Annotated in this window: 15 protein-coding genes; 14 read left to right on the plus strand and 1 reads right to left on the minus strand. The window is 57.7% G+C overall.

The annotated features are described in order from the left end of the window. The first annotated feature begins 3 nt into the window (after nucleotides 1-3). Nucleotides 4-546 carry a GNAT family N-acetyltransferase gene (locus tag QE435_RS24085; protein ID WP_349043045.1) on the plus strand — a complete coding sequence of 181 codons (543 nt, stop codon included), beginning with the start codon at nucleotides 4-6 and terminating at the stop codon, nucleotides 544-546. Nucleotides 547-1,238: 692 nt separating this feature from the next. Here QE435_RS24085 and QE435_RS24090 read toward each other — a convergent pair. Next, nucleotides 1,239-1,436, minus strand: coding sequence for a helix-turn-helix transcriptional regulator (locus QE435_RS24090; RefSeq protein WP_349043046.1), 198 nt, complete (start codon nucleotides 1,434-1,436; stop codon nucleotides 1,239-1,241). A 497-nt stretch (nucleotides 1,437-1,933) separates the two neighbouring features. Between QE435_RS24090 and QE435_RS24095 the strand changes: the two genes are divergently transcribed. The 13 genes from QE435_RS24095 (at nucleotide 1,934) to trbL (ending at nucleotide 17,223) form a co-directional block, all read left to right on the plus strand. Further along, nucleotides 1,934-3,535, plus strand: a complete 1,602-nt coding sequence (locus QE435_RS24095; RefSeq protein ID WP_349043205.1) for an ABC transporter substrate-binding protein — start codon at nucleotides 1,934-1,936, stop codon at nucleotides 3,533-3,535. 5 nt (nucleotides 3,536-3,540) lie between these two features. Next, nucleotides 3,541-4,518 (plus strand): ABC transporter permease, encoded by a 978-nt coding sequence (locus tag QE435_RS24100; protein WP_349043047.1) that lies wholly within the window; start codon nucleotides 3,541-3,543, stop codon nucleotides 4,516-4,518. Between the two features lie 13 nt (nucleotides 4,519-4,531). After that, complete coding sequence (locus QE435_RS24105) at nucleotides 4,532-5,428, plus strand: ABC transporter permease (protein ID WP_349043048.1); 897 nt, start codon at nucleotides 4,532-4,534, stop codon at nucleotides 5,426-5,428. After that, nucleotides 5,425-7,140 (plus strand): ABC transporter ATP-binding protein, encoded by a 1,716-nt coding sequence (locus tag QE435_RS24110; protein WP_349043049.1) that lies wholly within the window; start codon nucleotides 5,425-5,427, stop codon nucleotides 7,138-7,140. The genes QE435_RS24105 and QE435_RS24110 overlap by 4 nt, the downstream gene beginning before the upstream one ends. 111 nt (nucleotides 7,141-7,251) lie before the next feature. After that, on the plus strand, nucleotides 7,252-8,484 hold the full coding sequence (locus QE435_RS24115) for a CapA family protein (RefSeq protein ID WP_349043050.1): 1,233 nt from the start codon (nucleotides 7,252-7,254) through the stop codon (nucleotides 8,482-8,484). A 108-nt stretch (nucleotides 8,485-8,592) separates the two neighbouring features. Continuing rightward, nucleotides 8,593-9,888, plus strand: a complete 1,296-nt coding sequence (gene pepT, locus QE435_RS24120) for a peptidase T (RefSeq protein WP_349043051.1) — start codon at nucleotides 8,593-8,595, stop codon at nucleotides 9,886-9,888. A gap of 37 nt (nucleotides 9,889-9,925) precedes the next feature. After that, nucleotides 9,926-10,813: an arginine deiminase-related protein gene (locus QE435_RS24125; RefSeq protein WP_349043052.1), complete on the plus strand. Its 888-nt coding sequence runs from the start codon at nucleotides 9,926-9,928 to the stop codon at nucleotides 10,811-10,813. A gap of 307 nt (nucleotides 10,814-11,120) precedes the next feature. Then, entirely contained in the window at nucleotides 11,121-12,092 is a 972-nt protein-coding gene (gene trbB, locus QE435_RS24130; RefSeq protein WP_349043053.1) for a P-type conjugative transfer ATPase TrbB, read from the plus strand. Beyond that, nucleotides 12,082-12,492, plus strand: a complete 411-nt coding sequence (gene trbC, locus QE435_RS24135; RefSeq protein WP_349043054.1) for a conjugal transfer pilin TrbC — start codon at nucleotides 12,082-12,084, stop codon at nucleotides 12,490-12,492. The genes trbB and trbC overlap by 11 nt, the downstream gene beginning before the upstream one ends. Further along, on the plus strand, nucleotides 12,485-12,784 hold the full coding sequence (locus QE435_RS24140) for a conjugal transfer protein TrbD (RefSeq protein ID WP_349043055.1): 300 nt from the start codon (nucleotides 12,485-12,487) through the stop codon (nucleotides 12,782-12,784). Before trbC ends, QE435_RS24140 begins: the two co-directional genes overlap by 8 nt. A gap of 11 nt (nucleotides 12,785-12,795) precedes the next feature. After that, nucleotides 12,796-15,258, plus strand: coding sequence for a conjugal transfer protein TrbE (locus QE435_RS24145; protein WP_349043056.1), 2,463 nt, complete (start codon nucleotides 12,796-12,798; stop codon nucleotides 15,256-15,258). Then, on the plus strand, nucleotides 15,230-16,039 hold the full coding sequence (gene trbJ / locus QE435_RS24150) for a P-type conjugative transfer protein TrbJ (RefSeq protein ID WP_349043057.1): 810 nt from the start codon (nucleotides 15,230-15,232) through the stop codon (nucleotides 16,037-16,039). The genes QE435_RS24145 and trbJ overlap by 29 nt, the downstream gene beginning before the upstream one ends. After that, nucleotides 16,033-17,223, plus strand: a complete 1,191-nt coding sequence (gene trbL, locus QE435_RS24155) for a P-type conjugative transfer protein TrbL (RefSeq protein ID WP_349043058.1) — start codon at nucleotides 16,033-16,035, stop codon at nucleotides 17,221-17,223. The genes trbJ and trbL overlap by 7 nt, the downstream gene beginning before the upstream one ends. The last annotated feature ends 9 nt before the right edge of the window (nucleotides 17,224-17,232 follow it).

The following is a 17,232-nucleotide window of genomic DNA, read 5'->3' on the forward strand; positions in this document are numbered from 1 at the left end:
TTGATGCCAGGGACGGGATGGCAGATCCGGAAAATTTCAGATGGAGAAGTGGATCTGTTTCGCCAGATCCGACTGGACGCATTGAAAAACGAGCCAAACGCCTTCGCAAGTCGATACGAAGATTGGGATGGGTTCCCGGATGCGGAATGGCGCAAGCGGATGACTGTTCCAATTTTTGTTGCGTTTGCGGAGAAACAACCAGTTGGTCTGATGGCGCTGAAGCAGCTGCAACCGCCAAAGATGAAGCACCGCGCAAAACTTGAAATGGTCTATGTAAACGAGGGATTTCGGGGGACCGGCCTTGGAGGCGCGCTTCTATGCAAAGTCGTGCAATTTGCCGAGCAACAGGGGATAAAACAGATCGAGTTGGGGGTGAGGGAGGACCGTGCTGGGACGATAAGGTTCTACCGCCGCGCTGGCTTCATGCAGATTGGGAAAGTGCCGCAAGGATACATTGAGGACGGCGTCGAATTTAATGAAATCCTCATGGTCAAACGACTGAATGTCGATGCCGACACGTTGTCCGCAACACGCCTGATTTACTGAAAAGCTGAAGGTTCTGGACGCTCTCAATCGATCGTCGCTAGCAGTCCGTTGATCGCCCAACATGCGATTACAGCATGGCGATGCCATTACCGCGAGGATTAATCAAAGCATCACATGACTGCCCAGCGCGCGGTTGGCGCCGCATCGCAAACGTAATGAGCTTATCACGCATCGGCGACGATAAGCATAATTGAATGGCTTCACCATCCTGAACAAGCTGCAGTGCCGTCGGTGAGGGTGCAAGGCGCTTTGCCGAATACATCTGCCTCGCCCTGGCGCGAGAAGTCGAAGGTGATCAGTTCGCTCTCATCTTCCTGCCGGAGACCCATGGCAGTTAAAAATTAAACGCGCGATCGCGTCCTTCACATCACTTCCCAAGCGGTACGATCTACCGATAGACCCCAGCTCCTGAGGTCAACGATGGTGCAGTTGGTCGCAATCAGCGCGACGCCGGAAAGATCCGTTCTTAGCAAATGGACCGCTGCAGGATCTTCCTGTGGGATTCCGTAATCACCAGTTACGATATCCCAGACCCGTATGCAGCTTCGCTGCCTCCTATCGCGGGAGCGGGGCTCATAAACCTTTTCCTAACAGGGATCCCGAGAACTTCGCGTTGGACCAAAATAGGGACCGCTCCGCCCTAAGCAATCTGTCGACGTTCGAAAGATGTACGCAATCGCTATGTCGTTCGATTAACGCGGGCGCTTAAAGCGAACACCTACTCCGCCGCCATTTTCTTCTATAAATTCAATCCCCTCGCGCTCGAAGGCTTTCACAAGGCTCGCAATGTTGTTGCTGATCGGAAGGTGAGCACCTCTTTCGAAATCTGCGACCGTTTGCCTCGAAACGCTAGCGGCTTTTGCCAGTTCTCCTTGGCTCCAGCCCAGCATCGCCCGTGCGCCACGGCACTGCTCCTTAGTTATTAGAGGTTTTCTATCCAAGGCAAACTTTCTGATTGACTTCTATCATTTTGTAGGGAAAATTGCGGCTCATCGGTCGGGCAGGTGCGTCAACACCATACCCGACCTGACCACAATCAAGCTGTTAGGGAGCTCGGATCATGGCTGATTCCGACAATAGCAGAACTATGCCTAATTTCGCGAGAGCAGATTTTAGCTCGGGTCATCCGTCTCGTTCGTTGGACATTATGGGCCAACCCAAGCCGTCGCCGCGCCAGATGACTGCACCTGTCAAACCAACTAGGGCACGCGATCAAAAGGGGAAGGCCGATCCCCTTTAAAATTCGAGCATCGTTACATTTACCCGACGGCCCCTGAGGTCCGTCGGAATTCCGATTCACGCTTCTGACTGCTGAGCCATGCTCCGGCCTCGCCGCAGCAGGGGGCCCGGCCGTCCAAACTCCAACGAGAAAAAAGGGAACTCCATGATCAATTTCGCCACCGCTTTTCGACCGATGGCAATAAAAGCAGCCGTCTTATCATTCACCCTTCTCACTACGCCTTTCACGCCGGCAAACGCTCAAGCCCAATCAGACTTGCGCATCGCCACCTCTTACAAGTTGATGACGCTCGACCCGCATTATGCAAACCTCAACGAGAACACCTCGTTGCTGTCGAATATCTACGAGCGCCTGGTTTACCAGGATGAAAAACTCGCGCTGAAGCCCGGTCTTGCGGTTTCGTGGTCGATGACCTCTGACACGCAGTGGGAATTCAAACTGCGTGACGGCGTAAGATTTCACGACGGATCGCCTTTTACGGCCGAGGATGTTGTCTATTCCATCGATCGCATCCGTCATTTTCTGCAATCACCGAGCGGGGGATACCGCTCCTACGTGACAGGCATAAAATCCGTGACGGCTCCGAACCCATTAACGGTCACCTTCGAGACGAATGATCCTATCCCCAATTTTCCTCTGCTGATGTCTTCCGTCTTCATCATGCACAAGCCGGGGGAGGGGTCTCAGACAACGGAGGAACTCAACTCCGGCAGAGCGTCGAACGGGACCGGTCCCTACAAATTCGACAGCTGGAGCTCCGGCGAGACATTTCGATTAATACGGAACGACGACTACTGGGGTGGCCGTCCCGCATGGCCAACCGTCACTTTCAGGGTGATGGAAAGCCCGGCAGCGCGTGTCGCGGCTTTGTCATCCGGTGATGTGGACGTTGCAGACTCAATCCCGGCAAGGGACGTCGAATCATTGAAGCAGCGTGGCGCAAAAATCGCCAGCATCAGTGCAGCTCGCATCAATTTCCTGCAGTTCGATGTCGAGAAGGAGAAGGTTTCCGGCGTTACCGACAAGTCCGGAGCCCCGGTCCCCAACCCTTTTCGCGACGTAAGGGTCAGACAAGCTCTGGCGCTTGCCACGGATCGCAGTGTCATCGCGGAAAAGATCCTCTCTGGATACGGAACAGCAGCGTCGCAGGTATTCCCAGAAGGGCTGCCGGGCACCTCTCCCGATCTTAAGGCACGAGCACCTGATTACGATGCGGCCAAGACATTGCTTGCAAACGCGGGATATCCGGACGGTTTCAATGTGGTTCTTGCTGGCCCCGCCGGCCGCTACCCAGGCGATAGTGACAGCCTACAGGCGGTTGCGCAGAGTTGGGCGCGTATCGGCGTCTCTGTCCAGCCTCAGGCGTCGCCTTTTTCGGTGTTCAACACCAAGCGCGCCACTGGCGAGTATGCAGTCTGGTACGGCGGGACGTCTGGCGAAGCTGTTGATGTCATTCTTCAAGCCCTTCTTGCGTCTCCGGACAAAGAAAGAGGCTCGGGCGCACTAAACTTTGGGCATTATCGCAACCCGTCCTTTGATGCGCTTCTCGCAAAGGCTGAAGGCATTGAAGAGGGCGAAGAGCGGAATGCTGCACTTGCAAAGGCAACCGAGCTCGCGCTGAAGGACCAGCCGATTATACCACTCTATCACTTCCACCATATCGTCGGTTACGGCCCTAAAGTCGGATCTTTCGTGATGCACCCGCGCGGATGGACTACCGCCATGCAGGCGATCGCGGCGACGGAGTAAGCCCCATGGGCCTCATTTCCACAGTTTGTGCAAGGCTCTCCCAGGCTTTGCTCCTTCTCCTTGCTATGTCGCTTGTGGGCTTCATCGGCATCCACAGCGTGGGGAATCCCGTCTTCAATGTCGTCAACATTGAGACTGCCACGCCTGAGGATATCAGGCGTGCGACCGTTGCGCTGGGGCTCGACCTGCCGATATGGCAACAATATGGATTGTTCCTGAAAAATGTCGTCAGCGGCAACTTCGGCACGTCCTACATTTACCATCGACCCGCATTGGACCTTATTCTCAGCAAACTGCCGGCAACGCTGGAACTAGCATGTGCCGCAATGCTTCTGTCGGCGATCATTGGCATCGGCCTCGGCCTTGTTGCCGGGCGACAGAAAGGAACGGTGCTCGACCGGACGGTCCTGAACGGAAGCGTGTTTGCTCTTAGCATCCCCTCGTTCTGGCTCAGCATGATGCTGATCCTGACGGGTGCGGTTCTGACGGGCTGGTTCCCGTCGGGCGGCAGAGGTGCCACGGCAATTCTCGCGGGAAGTGAATGGAGTTGTCTGACCTTGGACGGATGGCGGCACATGGTCCTCCCGATGCTGGCGCTTGCCATTCCGAACATCGCGCTGATTGCCCGGCTGACAAGGTCAGGCACGATCGAGGTCGAACAGCAGGAGTTTACACGTTTTTGCAGGGCAAGAGGTCTCTCTTCAAGACGGATCCTGTTTGCTCACACATTGCCCAACATCAGCGTGCCTCTGATCACCATTATCGGCCTGCAATTCGGCGGGATGCTCGCATTTGCCGTCGTGGTTGAATCCATCTTCGCCTGGCCTGGGATCGGCAAGCTCCTAATTGATTCTATCCAGTTACTGGACCGGCCAGTCGTGATGGCAAGCCTCACTTTTACGGCAGTGAGCTTTGTGATGCTGAACGCACTCGTCGATCTTTATTACGCAATCGTCGACCCTCGTGTGCGGCTGTCGTCATAAAAAGGGGAACATCATGAAACCGCTTATTCTTCGAGCGCTCAGGACGCGGTCCGGAACGTCGGAACGACGGCCGTTTTCAAATGCATCGGCCAGCCTGTCGGTGTTTATCCTTGGCGCTTTCGTTGTGGCCGCGCTCGCAGCACCACTGATCGCGTCCCAGAACCCCTACGATCCGCTCCAGATCTTTGGATGGGAGGCGTCATCGCCTCCGGGCACCGTTGGCAGTGGAGGTTATACGTACCTTCTCGGTACTGACGGACTCGGGCGTGATATCTTCAGTACCATCCTTCATGGTTTGCGCATCAGCCTCGTTGTGTCCCTTACCAGTTCCGGCCTCGCTGCACTGATCGGCCTGACGGCGGGCGTCAGCGCTGCCTACTTCGGGGGCTGGGTTGACGCCGCGATCATGCGCCTTGTCGACCTGCAGCTTAGCCTTCCGACAATCCTCATTGCGCTGATTGCCATCGTCACGCTTGGACCGGGAGTTGATCGCATCATTCTTGCGCTGGTCATCGCCCAATGGGCTACCTATGCACGACTGGTGAGGGGGGTCGCCCTTAGTGAAGCGCAAAAGCCATACATGGACGCGGCACGCCTGATGCGATTGCCTGCCCGTAGGGTGATATTCCGCCATCTGCTGCCAAATAGTATTGCCCCGGCCGTCAGTCTCATTCCGATTGAAGTGGGTCATGCTGTGGCACTTGAAGCTACTTTGTCCTTTCTCGGCCTTGGGGTGCCCCTGGACAGACCGTCGCTTGGATCGATGGTCGCCAACGGATTTCAGTATCTCTTGACCGGCCAGTATTGGATCAGCCTGTTTCCCGGCCTCGCCCTGTTCTGCTTGGTCGCCGCTATCAACTTTACCGGCGAGGGCATTCGCCTGCGCATCGACCCCAGGAGCAAGCCATGATGAACAACCTGGCGACAGCATCAACAAAACCTGTGACGAACAACAATGCCTTGCCGCTGCTGGACGTCACCAATCTTAGCCTCAGTCATAGGTCGCCCGCGGGCTCATCGACAATCCTGAGCGACATAAGCTTTACACTTGGACGCGGGGAGATCCTGGGAATTATCGGGGAGTCGGGTGCCGGAAAATCAACGATCGGAAACGCCATACTTGCCTTACTTCCCCCTGACATCGAGCAGGTATCGGGAGTGATTGCCCTTGATGGGTTCCCCATCGATCGTTTCGAGAAACCAAACGCATTGGGAAAGCGTCGGCGGATTTCAGCAGTGTTTCAGGATCACACCGCCTCCCTCGATCCACTGATGAGCGTTGGCGCCCAAATTGCCGAGACTGTCCGGGCCCATAACCCGGACCTGTCCGCCGGGGACGCGCGCTTGCGTTCGCTAGAACTGCTTGAGCGAGTTGGCATTCCCGAGCCGCAGCGCCGCTACGGTCACTTCCCGCATCAGTTTTCCGGCGGGCAGCGACAGCGGGCGGTGATTGCCATGGTTTTGGCGGGGTCGCCGGACATCATCATCGCTGACGAACCGACCTCCGCGCTGGATGCCACTGTGCAAAAGCAAATCCTGGCGCTGTTGCGCACTCTCGTTGATGACACGGGCGTTTCAATCATTCTTGTCACCCATGACATGGGCGTCGTCGCTGAGGTTACCGATCGTGTCCTGGTGATGCGGAAGGGAAAGCTCGTTGAGGAAAACGCCACAGCCAGAGTGATCGAGAATCCTGCCCAGGACTATACACGCGATCTTTTGGCGGCGGTTCCCCGATTACGTTTACACACCCTGCACGGTGACGAGACAAGCGCCCGTAGCGAACAGTCGGACATTCCCCCCGCTTCAGCAGATGTCTCCACGCCAACTCTTGTGGTCGAACGCATTGGAAAGATTTTCTCTGCAAGCAGGCTGTCTTCGTTGATCGGCAAAGCGGGCGAATCCTCACGATACGCCCTGGACGATATCAGCCTCACTCTGGAACGTGGCGAGATCACCGGCATAGTTGGAGAAAGCGGCAGCGGAAAAACGACGTTCGGCCGGATCATTGCGGGGCTGGAAACGGCATCGACAGGAACGATGATACTGGAGGACCGCCCTTACGATGTGACGCGGCCGGGACACCGCAGCGGCCTGATCGGTAAAGTGCAGATGATTTTTCAGGATCCTTCTGTTTCGTTGAACCCGACCATGCGCGTCGGTGAAACCCTGCGCGAAAGCATTCGCTTTGGCACGGGTGCGAGACACGACGGTGAAGAGCGCGCGCTCGACGCAATGATGGAACAGCTCGGACTTCCGTCGAGCCTGGTTGCCCGGTATCCGCATCAACTGTCCGGCGGCCAGAAACAGCGCGTCTGCATCGCAAGGGCTCTTCTGGCCCGACCGCAAATCATCGTCGCCGACGAACCGACTTCAGCACTTGATGTCTCGGTACAGGCCCAGATCATCGAATTGCTCAGGGAAACCGTGAGGAGCCAGAACCTTTCGATGTTGTTCATCTCGCATGATCTTGCGGTTGTACAACAGCTTTGCCGGTCCGTGTTCATCTTTAGGGACGGTAAAATAGAAGATCACGGCTCTTGCGATGAGGTGTTCTCGACATCGCAAAATCCCTACACGCGAAGTCTGATTGACGCCCGCCCAAGAAGGTTCACGAGCTGAGAGCCTCAGTCGAACATCCCGTCCATCTCCACGCAACTAGCCCAACAGGCGCTGTTTTCGCGCTTGACGGTCAACAGGACGCCCGAGGGCGGTCAGCACAGGCAAACACACATGACAGGACAATTTTCTGTGGCCGTCACCGGCCAGTCTCTCATCAAACACGACATCCGAAATATCGACGCGGCGGGATTCAAGGCGGTTCAGAATATCCTTCGAAAAGCAGATCTTTCCTTTACGAATTTCGAGAGCACGATCCTGGGAGATCAAGGCGGCTGGCCGCTGAAAGGTTCTTTTTTCGGATGCAGCCAGCCAACGGTGCTTGATGCTCTTGCGGATACCGGTTTTGGCGCACTCGCGCTCTCAAACAACCATGCATTCGACCTCGGGCCGCCAGGAATACTGGCAACCCTGGACGAAGTGGAGCGGCGCGGGATGTTGCATGCAGGGATAGGCCGGGATCACCGGCAGGCGGCCCAGGCGGGGAGACGAGTAGTTGGCAAAAAGCATGTGGCGATGGTCGCGATGGATGGCGGACCTGGGCCCGATCTCATGTATGCTGCCGACGGCGATGACCGGCGACCGGCGCGTCCCGGCATCAACCGGCTCAAACTCTCGCAGCTCATTGAAGTCGACGATCGCGCCTTCGAAGACTTGACTGTATTCCGGGACAAGGTCGGATATACGGCCATTGACCTGTCAAATGACAGCCAGCCGAATGACCCGCCCTTTGTTGACCCCATTGACGAACTGGCGCTCGGCAGGACAATTTTCAAACGGGCGGGACGTTTCGGTCGCAATGTTCGCATCGACCAGTCTGACATGGAGCGAAACCTTCGGGAAATCGCATCGGCCGCCAATGAGGGTTATCTGGTCGTGGCTTATCTGCACCACCATCACTGGGCGTCCGACTGGTATACGGTCCCCGACTGGGTTGGCTTCGTCGCCCGCAGCTGTATCGACGCGGGTGCCGCCATGTTTCTGAGCCACGGCGCGCCCGTCCTTCAACCCCTGGAGATTTATAATGGCCGACCGATCTTCTACAGTCTCGGAAACTTCATATTCCACGTCCCCTCAAAGTCGACCTGGCATGCACCGGAGGTTTGGGAGAGTGTGATCGGCATTTGCAACTTCGACAATGACAGGCGTCTCACAGGGATCGATTTCCATCCGGTTGTCATCGGCGGCGAGGAAGGTTTGAGCCATTCGCGGCTAGAGGAACGTCTCGCGCCCCATCTTGCGACCAACGAAAGAGCAGCGCGCATCCTTACCCGGTTCCAGGAACAGTCAGCCGAACTGGGAACGATGATTGAAATCAAAAATGACGTCGGCATCCTTCGGCTTTGAGCCTGGATCAATTCGAACAAGTGACGACGCGTCCTTGCTCGAGGCCTTGGTGTCCGAGGGACGGAGTGAGAACTTCAACTTTTAGAGATTGTGAGCGGAGGACTGATTATGGAGACGAAGCCAAGTGCCGAAACCGCAATAAGGGACGAACTTCTCGAACGGTTTTTGCGGTATGTCGGCATCGAGAGCCAAAGCAATGCAGCAGTCGCGGAACTGCCCTCGACGCCCGGCCAACTGAAACTCGCCTTGCTCCTGGCACAGGAACTTCAGGAACTAGGTCTCGAAGATGTGCTGGTCGACGATAATGCAATCGTCACCGCGGTAAGACGAGGCTCAAATCCGAGCGCGCCTCGCATTGGCTTCATTGCGCACCTCGATACGGTCGATGTTGGCCTATCTCCGCGTATCACACCGCAGATCCAGCGTTTCGAAGGTGACGATCTATGCCTTAACGATGAACAGAACATCTGGCTGCGGGTGGCTGAACATCCAGAAATAGAACCCTGGAAGGATGAGGACATTGTCTTTAGTGACGGGACAAGTGTGCTTGGCGCCGACAACAAGGCAGCGATCACGGTGATCATGACCCTGCTCGCTCGGTTTGAGGACGATGCGCCTGTCGGCGATATCGTGGTTGCCTTTGTGCCTGACGAGGAAATTGGCTTGCGTGGAGCGAAAGCACTCGATCTCGCCCGGTTCCCCTGTGATTTCGCCTACACGATCGATTGCTGCGAACAGGGTGAGGTCGTGGTGGAAAACTTTAACGCGGCATCTGGCGAGATCATTTTCACGGGCGTCAGCGCTCATCCAATGTCGGCCAAGGGTGTCCTCATCAATCCCCTTTTGATGGCGATTGATTTCATTTCCCATTTCGATCGGCAAGATACGCCTGAACACACTGCTGGCAGGGAAGGGTATTTCTGGTTCAAGGACCTCAGCGCCAGCGACAGCGAAGCGCGGCTGAAAGTCATGATCCGTGATTTTGACCGGGGCAGCTTTGAAAAGCGCAAAAAGCGAATTGGCGACGTGGCGACACGTGTTGCCGCACAATATCCGACCGGATCGGTTAAAAGTTTCGTTTCCAACACATATGATAATATCGGAGCTCATCTTGCTGCCGATCCGCGTGCAGCCGACCTTTTGTTCAAAGCACTCGATGTCCTCGGTATAAAGCAGAAAATCGTCCCAATGCGGGGCGGGACGGACGGAGCAGCACTGTCCGCTCGGGGCATCCCGACACCGAACTTTTTCACGGGTGCGCATAACTTCCACTCGCGCTTCGAGTTCCTTCCTGTCTCTGCGTTTGTAAAATCGTACGAGACAGCGCTAACCATTTGCAAGCTGGCAGGGCAGGGGGATTTCGCTCTCCAACGCGCCCCCAGCAACTTCCCGAAAACGGATTGAACTCATGAGATCTGCGCAGACACCAGCGGCTGTGGTGATGATCCGGCCTCATAATTTTACCGTGAACAGCCAGACGGCGGACGACAACAGCTTTCAAGCTGCGGGCAACGATCTTTCGGGCATCGCGGAAAAGGCATTCGCCGAGATCACCAATGCTGCCAAAACGCTCCGCCACCACGGTGTGATCGTCCATATGTTTGAAGATGAGGGGACCACCACGCCGGACTCGGTCTTTCCCAACAACTGGTTCTCGACACATGCTGGCGGGCAAATCGCCATTTATCCCATGCGGGCAAGCAACCGCCGACAGGAGCGGCGTTTTGATATAATCGAAATGCTGAAATCCGAATACCGCGTGCAGCAGATTGTGGACTACTCCGGCCTGGAACATGATGGATTGTTTCTAGAAGGAACGGGTGCAATGGTCCTCGATCACATCGAGAGGGTTGCCTACGCAGTCCGCTCGGATCGCACGAATCCCGTTGCGCTTGAACGCTTTGCGACGCAGTTCGGCTTTGAACCCATGGTCTTTGATGCGTGCGATGCCAAAGGAGTGGCCGTTTATCACACCAATGTGGTGATGTGCATCGGAACCCGTTTCGCCTTGGTCGGCACAGAGATGATACGCAACATCACGCGACGGAGAGAAATACTTGTTCGCCTGCAAGCCTCAGGCCGGGAGGTCATTGAACTGCGTGATGATCAAATCGAAAGCTTTGCAGGAAACGCCCTGGAACTCGATGGGCGCAACGGCCCCATCTTGGCCATGTCCTCGACTGCCTCGGCATCGCTGGACCAGGCCCAGCGAAAAGCGATCGAAGCGTATGTAAGGATCCTTCCCCTCAATATACCATCAATTGAGATGGCGGGCGGCTCCGTTCGCTGCACGCTTGCTGGCATTCACCTGTTTCCCCGCAAGAGCTAGCGCTTTCCAATCCGCCCTACCTTGTTGCTAAGTGCGTCTGATGCAACAGGATGAAAAGTACAAAACGGCTGCTGACACTGATCACTGCAGATCTGCAGATGGCCAGGACGCTTTCAAGATGCTCTTTCTTCGCCAGGTGAAATTAAGCGGAGAAATACATGCCGACGCCGATCCTTTCCCATGATCAATGCGCGCATCACAGTGATAAATTGTCGCTGATGCATCGACTTCGCAAGACAGTCTTGCGGATACGTCTGTCGAAATATCGGTCTGCTTCTGGTGAGGTACACTCGGAGATAAGCGCGGCATGACCCAGCTTCGCTCCCACGAAAGACTCGTCCGTAAGCTCCAGGACGCGCTTGGCGATCAATTATGCGAAGCGCTCGACGATATCTCTGTCGTCGAGATCATGCTTAATCCAAACGGCCGGCTCTTCATTGAGCGCCTAGGCCACGGTGTCGCTGAAGCCGGCGTGATGACGCCTGCGGCGGCAGAAGTCGTTATCGGCAGTGTCGCACACGCACTGCAGTCGCAGGCCGATGACAAGCGCCCAATTATCTCAGGCGAGTTGCCGATCGGTGGCCATCGCTTCGAGGGTCTGCTTCCGCCCATCGTATCTGGACCAGCCTTCACGATCCGACGCCGCGCCTCTCGTCTCGTACCACTCGGTGATTACGTGTCTTCGAAGGTGATGACCGAGGCGCAGGTATCAGCCATCCGTAGCGCTATCACTGAGCGCATGAATATTGTCATTTCCGGCGGCACTGGCTCGGGCAAGACGACGCTTGCCAACGCAATCATCGCTGAGATCGTTTCAGCCGCGCCCGACGATCGGCTGGTTATTCTCGAGGATACCGCCGAGATCCAGTGCGCGGCCGATAACGCGGTCTGCCTCCATAGCAGCGATACGATCGATATGGCGCGATTGCTAAAGAGCACCATGCGACTGCGGCCCGACCGTATCATCGTCGGCGAGGTCCGCGACGGAGCGGCGCTCACGCTGCTGAAAGCCTGGAACACCGGCCACCCGGGAGGCGTCACCACCATCCACTCCAACACCGCAATGTCGGCGCTGCGCCGGCTCGAACAGCTGACCGCTGAAGCGAGCCAGCAGCCCATGCAGGAGGTGATCGGTGAGGCGGTCGATCTCGTCGCCTCTATCGAGCGAACGGGGAAGGGGAGGCGGGTCCGCGAGGTCATCCACATCAAGGGATACCGCAACAGCCGCTATCAGACCGAGCACTATGCCCAAATCGACGAGGACAGCCATGTCGCGTAATACCTATCCCATTCTCGCAGCGATTACGTTTGCTGCCATCTCCTTCAGCCTCTCGCAGCCGGCATTGGCGGCGTCAGGGGGTGGCGGTCTTCCATGGGAATCGCCGCTGCAGCAGATCCAGCAGTCCATCACCGGCCCCGTCGCTGGGTTCATCGCGCTTGCCGCAGTCGCGATCGCCGGAGCCATGCTGATCTTCGGCGGCGAGCTCAACGATTTTGCTCGCCGCCTTTGCTACGTCGCGCTGGTCGGCGGCGTTTTGCTCGGCGCCACTCAGATCGTTGCCCTGTTCGGTGCGACCGGCGCCTCGATCGGCGAGCACAACGCTGACGCAGGTTTTGCTCCCGCTGTTTCTATACCCTCAACAACGCCGTCATCAGTGGGGGAGGGGGCTCATGGCTGACGTCGGTTCCAACCTCATCCGATCGCGGGTGCATCGGGCACTGTCGCGTCCTAACCTGTTGATGGGCGCCGATCGCGAACTTGTCCTGGTGACGGCGCTTGCCGCCGTCATCCTGATCTTCGTTGTGCTCACCTGGTATGCGGCCCTGTTCGGCGTAGCGGTCTGGCTGGTCGTGGTCGCAGCCCTTCGTATGATGGCCAAGGCCGACCCGCTGATGCGAAGGGTCTATATCAGGCACATCTCCTACAAGACCTTCTACCGCGCGACGTCGTCGCCGTGGCGCAGGTATTGAGGGGGTACGACATGGTTGCCCTCAAATCCTTCCGCCATTCCGGACCGTCCTTTGCCGATCTCGTTCCCTATGCCGGGCTGGTCGACAACGGCGTCATTCTTCTAAAGGACGCCTCGCTGATGGCCGGATGGTATTTTGCGGGTCCCGACAGCGAAAGTTCGACCGACGCCGAGCGCAACGAGGTGTCGCGACAGATCAATGCCATCCTGTCGCAACTCGGTTCAGGTTGGATGATCCAGGTCGAGGCTGTCCGGGTACCAACGGGCGATTATCCGAATGAGGAAGCCAGCCATTTCCCCGATCCAGTGACCCGAGCCATTGATGCGGAACGGCGGGCGCACTTCCAGAAGGAGATAGGGCACTACGAAAGCCGCCATGCTCTGATCCTGACCTGGCGGCCACCGGAGCCGAGGCGGTCCGGACTGATGCGCTATGTCTATTCCGATGCTGGCAGCCGATCCGCCACTTATGCCGACAAGGCGCTCGAAACCTTCCTCAGCTCAATACGTGAAGTCGAGCAATATCTGGGCAACGTCGTGTCGATTCGGCGGATGATGACACGAGAGACGCTAGAGCGTGGTGATCATCGTGTCGCTCGTTATGACGAGCTCTTCCAGTTCATCCGCTTCTGCATCACCGGCGAAAATCACCCGGTGCGTCTGCCAGAAATTCCGATGTATCTCGACTGGCTGGTGACTACTGAGCTACAGCACGGACTCACACCACTGGTCGAAAACCGGTTTCTCGGCGTGGTGGCGATAGATGGCCTGCCGGCGGAAAGCTGGCCTGGAATTCTCAATAGCCTCGACCTGATGCCACTCACCTATCGCTGGTCGTCCCGCTTCGTGTTCCTCGATGCGGAGGAGGCAAGGGCGAGGCTGGAGCGCACACGCAAGAAATGGCAGCAGAAAGTCAGACCTTTCTTCGATCAGCTCTTCCAGACGCAATCCCGCTCGCTCGATCAGGACGCGCTGTTCATGGTAGCGGAAACCGAGGATGCGATCGCCGAAGCCTCGTCACAGCTCGTGGCCTATGGCTACTACACACCTGTCATTGTTCTCTTTGATGGGGACCAGCAAAGCCTGCAGGAGAAGTGCGAGGCAGTCCGCCGCCTGATCCAGGCCGAAGGTTTTGGTGCTCGGATCGAGACGATCAACGCCACCGATGCGTTTCTCGGCAGCCTGCCGGGTGTTTCCTATGCCAATATCCGCGAGCCACTGATTAACACCCGCAACCTCGCCGACCTCATTCCGCTCAACAGTGTGTGGTCAGGAAGTCCCGTGGCGCCATGCCCATTCTATCCGGTCGGATCGCCTCCGTTGATGCAGGTCGCCAGCGGGTCGACACCGTTCCGGCTGAACCTGCATGTCGACGATGTCGGCCACACGCTGATCTTCGGCCCTACCGGATCGGGCAAATCGACGCTGCTCTCACTGATCGCGTCGCAGTTCCGACGATACGCGGGTGCACAGGTCTTCGCCTTCGACAAGGGAGGCTCGATGCTGCCACTGACATTGGGGGCCGACGGCGATCATTACCAGATCGGCGGTGATACGCCGGTGAAAGGGGAGGGAAGCGCACTTTCCTTCTGCCCGCTGGCCGAGCTTTCGTCCGACGGTGACCGGGCCTTCGCCTCCGAGTGGATCGAGATGCTGGTGGCGCTGCAGGGTGTGACGATCACAGCGGAGTATCGCAATGCTATAGCTCGACAGCTCAGGCTGATGGCGGAGTCGCGCGGCCGCTCGCTATCCGACTTCGTCTCGGGCGTCCAGATGCGGGAGATCAAGGACGCTCTGCATCACTACACCGTCGACGGCCCAATGGGGCAGCTTCTCGACGCCGAGGAGGACGGTCTGGCGCTTGGCGCGTTCCAGTGTTTCGAAATCGAGGAACTGATGAACATGGGCGAGCGCAATCTCGTGCCTGTCCTCACCTATCTCTTCCGCCGTATAGAAAAGCGCCTGACCGGTGTTCCCAGCCTGATCATCCTTGATGAGGCCTGGCTGATGCTCAGCCACCCGGTATTCCGCGACAAGATCCGGGAATGGCTCAAGGTCCTCCGAAAAGCCAATTGCGCCGTGGTCCTCGCTACCCAGTCGATCTCGGACGCGGAGCGATCCGGCATCATCGACGTGCTGAAGGAGTCCTGCCCGACCAAAATCTGCCTGCCGAATGGTGCGGCCAGAGAGCCGGGCACGCGTGAGTTCTACGAGCGCATCGGATTCACCGAGCGGCAGATCGAGATCGTCGCGACCGCGATCCCAAAGCGGGACTATTACGTCGTGTCGCCCGAGGGCCGGCGCCTGTTCGACATGGCGCTCGGGCCGTTGGCACTCTCTTTTGTCGGAGCGTCCGGAAAGGAAGACCTCAAGCGCATCCGCGCGCTCCACCGTGAACACGGGGCCGACTGGCCTCTCCACTGGCTCCATCAAAGGGGGATCGCCCATGCCGACACGCTCTTGCCAACCCGATAGGACGTTGCACACTGCGCTTGGCGCGGTCCTCGTGCTCTCGTCCGCTTTCTCCCTGCATGCACAAGCCGGTGGGGTTACAGGGCAGGCGACCGAATGGACGCAGCTTGCCAACAATACCGAACTGATCAGCCTGGTCGGCAAGTCCGCTGAGCAGGTGAACAACCAGATCACCCAGATATCCCAGCTGGCGGAGCAGATCCAGAACCAGCTCAACATCTACAAGAACATGCTGCAAAATACTGCGCAGCTTCCGAACCATGTCTGGGGGCAGGTCGAAGGCGATCTGAAGAACCTCCAGAATATCGTCAACCAAGGCCAGGGCGTGGCCTTCTCCATGGGCAATGTCGATGATGTCCTGAAAGCACGCTTCCAGAGCTTTGCTGACATGAAGAGCATCCTGCCTGACGGGGCGGGCTTCTCGACGACCTACCAGAACTGGTCCGACACCAATCGCGACACGATCGCCGGTACGCTGAAGGCCGCCAATTTGACGGCTGGCCAATTCTCCAGCGAGGAGAGAACGATGTCGTCGCTGCGTTCGATGTCGGAGTCGGCCGACGGTCAGATGAAAGCGCTGCAAGTCGGACACCAGCTCGCAGCCCAGCAGGTTGCGCAAATTCAGAAGCTGCGGGGTCTCGTATCCCAGCAGATGACGATGATGGGCACCTGGTATCGATCCGAGCAGGCGCAAAAGGATCTGGCGCAGGCGAGGCGTGAACAATTTTTCAGCGGGACGCTGCGAGATATTAGGGGCGGTCAGGAGATGAAGCCTCGATGGTAGCCGTTCCTTCATCCCGCACGCTCGAACAGATGTTCATCGCGATCACGCTCACCATGGTCGCGACCATGCCGGCTCTGGCACAACAGGGAGAAGTGCTGACCACGCTTGAGAATTCCGTCGTTGCCGCCGCCAAAGGCTGGGAGACGACGGTGATGAACGCGGCGCGATCGCTGTTCTGGATTTTGGCTGGTATCGAAATCGGTATCGCTGCAGTCTGGCTGGCAATCAACGCCGCCTCGCTCGATAGCTGGTTCGCTGAACTCGTCAAGCGCATCATGTTCATCGGCCTGTTCGCCTTCATCCTCGACAGGGGGCCGGAGTTCGCCAAGGCCGTCATCGACAGTCTCTACAAGATCGGCGCAGGAAGCGGCTCGGTATCTCCCGCCAACATCTTCGACGCCGGCGTTCGTGTGGCGACGAAAATGTCTGAACAAGCGAAATTCGGGCTTTGGGAGGACAATGCGCTGGCGGTCGCAGCGGTCTTCGCCATGGTCGTGGTCGTCGTTTCCTTCTCTCTGGTGGCCGCGATCTTCGTCGCGGTCATTGTCGAGATGTATGTCGGCCTGCTCGCCGGCATGATCATGCTTGGCTTAGGTGGGTCGTCCCATACCAAGGATTTCGCAATCAAGTATCTGGTCTATGCATTCTCCGTCGGCATGAAGCTGATGGCATTGGTCATGGTCGCCGAGATCGGCTCGGACATCCTTCTCGGTCTGGCGGAGGCACCAACCGCGACCTCCGAACCGTTCATTACGACGCTCTCGATTGCCGGCATCTCGGTCGTCGTCTTCGTCATCGCCATGAATGTGCCCCCTATTCTGCAGGGCGTGGTCCAGGGCGCGTCCGTCGGCGGCGGCATGGAAGTAATTCGTCATGGCGGACAAGCGGCATCCACTGCACTCGGTGCGGGCTTCCTCGCGATCGGTGCGGCCAACAGAGGACTCGGGGCTGCCAGCGCCGCAAGGGCAGGGGGTTCGTCTCCGACAAGTACGGCGCTTCGCGGCATTTGGGCCGGGATTGGCGGAGCGGCCGGCGCAGTCGGCTCTGCAGCAAAAGAGAAAGCGATCGGCTCGCCTGGCGCCTACGCGGGATCGATGCTCGGCCTTGCCAACGCCAAGCTCGATCGACCATCCGGCGGGAAGGGTACACCGCCTCCGCCTCCGCCGATCAATGATAGCAAGTGACGGGACCCT

Origin of the sequence: Agrobacterium sp. SORGH_AS 787 (assembly GCF_030819035.1) — a bacterium.
GTDB classification, from domain to species: Bacteria; Pseudomonadota; Alphaproteobacteria; order Rhizobiales; family Rhizobiaceae; genus Agrobacterium; species Agrobacterium larrymoorei_B.

Bases quoted from the DNA above. Each gene is read 5' to 3' on its own strand.
- QE435_RS24145 (WP_349043056.1), top strand. From the start codon at position 12,796: ATGGTTGCCCTCAAATCCTTCCGCCATTCCGGACCGTCCTTTGCCGAT.
- QE435_RS24085 (WP_349043045.1), top strand. From the start codon at position 4: ATGCCAGGGACGGGATGGCAGATCCGGAAAATTTCAGATGGAGAAGTG.
- QE435_RS24090 (WP_349043046.1), bottom strand. From the start codon at position 1,436: ATGCTGGGCTGGAGCCAAGGAGAACTGGCAAAAGCCGCTAGCGTTTCG.
- trbL (WP_349043058.1), top strand. From the start codon at position 16,033: ATGGTAGCCGTTCCTTCATCCCGCACGCTCGAACAGATGTTCATCGCG.
- QE435_RS24110 (WP_349043049.1), top strand. From the start codon at position 5,425: ATGATGAACAACCTGGCGACAGCATCAACAAAACCTGTGACGAACAAC.
- QE435_RS24105 (WP_349043048.1), top strand. From the start codon at position 4,532: ATGAAACCGCTTATTCTTCGAGCGCTCAGGACGCGGTCCGGAACGTCG.
- QE435_RS24100 (WP_349043047.1), top strand. From the start codon at position 3,541: ATGGGCCTCATTTCCACAGTTTGTGCAAGGCTCTCCCAGGCTTTGCTC.
- QE435_RS24140 (WP_349043055.1), top strand. From the start codon at position 12,485: ATGGCTGACGTCGGTTCCAACCTCATCCGATCGCGGGTGCATCGGGCA.
- trbJ (WP_349043057.1), top strand. From the start codon at position 15,230: ATGCCGACACGCTCTTGCCAACCCGATAGGACGTTGCACACTGCGCTT.
- QE435_RS24125 (WP_349043052.1), top strand. From the start codon at position 9,926: ATGATCCGGCCTCATAATTTTACCGTGAACAGCCAGACGGCGGACGAC.
- QE435_RS24115 (WP_349043050.1), top strand. From the start codon at position 7,252: ATGACAGGACAATTTTCTGTGGCCGTCACCGGCCAGTCTCTCATCAAA.
- trbB (WP_349043053.1), top strand. From the start codon at position 11,121: ATGACCCAGCTTCGCTCCCACGAAAGACTCGTCCGTAAGCTCCAGGAC.
- trbC (WP_349043054.1), top strand. From the start codon at position 12,082: ATGTCGCGTAATACCTATCCCATTCTCGCAGCGATTACGTTTGCTGCC.
- pepT (WP_349043051.1), top strand. From the start codon at position 8,593: ATGGAGACGAAGCCAAGTGCCGAAACCGCAATAAGGGACGAACTTCTC.